This is a genomic window from Streptomyces graminilatus (genome assembly GCF_001418565.1).
Taxonomy (GTDB): Bacteria; Actinomycetota; Actinomycetes; order Streptomycetales; family Streptomycetaceae; genus Streptomyces; species Streptomyces graminilatus.
Genome location: NZ_LIQQ01000306.1, coordinates 1 through 2,909 on the forward strand (window position 1 = coordinate 1; position 2,909 = coordinate 2,909).

The window sequence follows — 2,909 nt, forward strand, 5'->3', positions numbered from 1 at the left end:
CCCCCCGCACCCGCACCCGCGCCCTGCCCGCCTGGTCCCTCCTCGCGGGCGGCGCCGTGCTCGGCGGCCTCCTCGGCGGCGCGTACGGCGTCCTCAAGCCGCCCACCTACACGGCCACCAGCTACGTCGTCGCCGTACCGACCGAGAAGTCCGACCCGGCGGCGGCGCTCGGCTTCGCCCAGGCGTACGGGCGGGTCGCCACCCAGCTCGCGGTGCTCGGGGACGCCCAGGTGTGGGCGGGCGTACCGGCGTCGACGCTGCGGTCCAGCGTGCAGACGGCGACCTCGCCGGACGCGCCGATGGTCGCCGTGTCGGCCACCTCCAACCGCCGCGGCCTCGCCACCGACATGGCCAACGCTGTGGCCCGCTCCCTCACCCAGCACGCCAACGACACCAAGGACTCGACCCACGTCGAGCTGCTCCAGTTCTCGCGCGCGGTCAAGCCGGCCGAGCCGTCCTCGGCCCCGGCCGCGGTGACCGGGCTGGTCGGCGCGAGCGCGGGCGGACTGCTCGGCGGACTGGTGCTGCTGGTGCGGCCCCGACGGCGTACGGAGGAACCGGCGCCCCCGGCCTCCGTACCGGGCCCGGCCGTCGCCGCCGACGCGCACGGCCGGCCATGACGGTCACGGCCACGGGCGCCCTGCGCGCCGAAGTCGTCAGCGACGAGGCCGCCTTCGCCGAACTCGCCCCGGCCTGGGGCCGGTTGTACCGGCGGTGCGGCGCGGCGACCCCGTTCCAGAGCCATGCCTGGCTGCACTCGTGGTGGCTGTCGTACGGCGTCCCGGGCCGGCTGCGGATCGTCGTGGTCCGCGATCCGGAGGGCGAACTCCTCGCCGCCGCCCCGCTGATGCGCGTACGCCGCCCGCTGCCCGCCCTGGTGCCGCTCGGTGGGGCGATCTCCGACTACGGTGACGTGCTCCTCGACGACGACACGGCCGACGAGGCCGCCGACGCGCTCGCCCTGGGCCTCGCCGAGGCCGCCCGTACCGCCCTGATCGACCTCCGCGAGGTCCGGCCGGGTGGCGCGGCCGAGCGTGTGTACGAGCGCTGGCGTGGTCCGCGCCGCCAGGTCAGGGACTCGGTGTGCCTGGAGCTGCCGGCCGTGTCGATGGACGGTCTGCTCTCCCGGCTCCCCTCCGCGAAGGCCCAGCGGGTCCGCGCCAAGCTGCGCAAGCTGACCGCGCTCGGTGTCGAGCGGCGCGTGGTCCGCCCCGACGAGGTCGACACGGCCCTGGCCCGCCTTCTCGAACTGCACCAACTCCAGTGGCAGGGACGGAAGGTGACGACGGAACACCTCCAGCCCCGGTTCCGTGAGCACCTGGCCAGGTCGGTCGGGCCGATGGTGCGCTCCGGGGACGCCGTGGTCACCGAGTTCCGCCTCGACGACAGCGTGGTCGCCGTCGATCTGACGCTGCTGTCGGGACGCCTCGCGGGCGGCTATCTGTACGGCGCCCACCCCGGCCTGCGCAAACGCAAGGCCGATGTCGCCGTGATGCTTCTCGACGCCTGCGCCCAGCACACCGGGGCGGGCGGGCACGGCACGCTGAGCCTGCTGCGCGGCGACGAGCCGTACAAGCACCACTGGCGCCCCGAACCCGTCGTCAACCAGCGGCTGTTGCTGGCCCGGCCGCTGACGGCGCCGCTGATGTCGGCGGTCGTGTGCGATGTCGCCGCCCGCAGCCGGGGCAAGGAACTCCTGCGCCGGCTGCGGGACCGCGACGGAAGCGGAAGCGGTGGTGGAAACGGGAGTGGCGGCGACGGTGGCGGCGGATCGTGAACGACCCGCCGCCACCGGGCGGTCACCTGCTGCGCGACCACCAGTCGAACTTCAGGCAGAGCTTCCCGCCCATCCAGTACTCCACCCAGTCGCCCAGATCCAGCGGCGCGCAGTTGGCCGGCGGCTGCGGCACGGGCGGGGTGACCGGCGGGGTGACCGGCGGTTCCGTGGGCTTCGGCGGCTCGGGTGTCGGTTCCGGCGTCGGGTCGGTCGGCACCGGGGTCGGGACGGTCGGCCCGGTGTCCTTACGGCCCGTCAGGATCTGGCGGTACACCTCGGACGCCTTCGGATTGCTGTCGCACTGCCACACGCCGTGCGGGCAGTAGTCGGTCAGCGTGTTGTACAGCGGCTTGTGCTCGTCCATCCACCCGAGCATGCGCCGCATGTACTCCGGATTGTCGCCGTTGCGGAACAGTCCCCATTCCGGATACGAAATGGGCTTTCCGTGCTCCTTGGCGAAATCCACGTGCGCCTGAAGTCCGTAGGGCTCGCTCACCTGCTCGTCGAATGAGAGCCCCCGGGGCTGGTCGTACGAATCCATTCCGATGATGTCGACCGTGTCGTCCCCCGGATAGCACTGCGGCCACGGAATGGCGTCCTTGCCCCGGGTCGGATTGAAATCGAACCGGAATTTCTGGCCCGGCACCGACCGCATGGTGGTGACGATCCTGTTCCAGTACCTCTTCCAGGCCTCCGGGTCCGGCCCGCAGCGATGGGTGTACGTAATGCCGTTCATCTCCCACCCGAGCACGATCACCGTGTCCGGGATGTTCAGCGCCACCAGCCGCTCGGCCAGGGCGCGGAAGTGGTGATCGTAGAAACCGGCCGCGCCACGCCGCAGATACACCCGGACCAGGCGGTCGGAGACACCCTCCTCGTTGCGCTCCAGCATGGGCACGTTGAGGACGAACAGCCGGTCCTCCCGGGCCCGCCGCCAGTCCGCCCACACGTCGAGGAAGCCGGGCAGCCCCTCGATGTTGCTCCACCGGTCGCCCGGCAGATAGGTGTGCCCGACGGTGAGATCGGCGCCGCCCAGCCATTTGCTGAGCTCGTCGATCCTGGCCGTGCCCCGGGCGCCGTCGTAGTCGACGTACGCGCCGAAGGCGGGGAGCCGGGGCACGGCCAGGATCGA

General features: G+C 72.5%; 3 protein-coding genes. 2 read left to right on the top strand and 1 reads right to left on the bottom strand.

What is annotated here, in order from left to right:
• Together AOK08_RS25185 and AOK08_RS25190 are read left to right on the top strand one after the other, a co-directional pair.
• Positions 1-620 (top strand): YveK family protein (locus tag AOK08_RS25185; RefSeq protein ID WP_055530123.1); only part of this gene is annotated, 620 nt, incomplete at its 5' end.
• Positions 617-1,777 (top strand): GNAT family N-acetyltransferase, encoded by a 1,161-nt coding sequence (locus AOK08_RS25190; protein ID WP_055530125.1) that lies wholly within the window; start codon positions 617-619, stop codon positions 1,775-1,777. The genes AOK08_RS25185 and AOK08_RS25190, both read left to right, overlap by 4 nt.
• A 22-nt stretch (positions 1,778-1,799) precedes the next feature.
• Here AOK08_RS25190 and AOK08_RS25195 read toward each other — a convergent pair.
• Positions 1,800-2,909 (bottom strand): glycoside hydrolase family 26 protein (locus tag AOK08_RS25195; protein WP_055530127.1); only part of this gene is annotated, 1,110 nt, incomplete at its 5' end.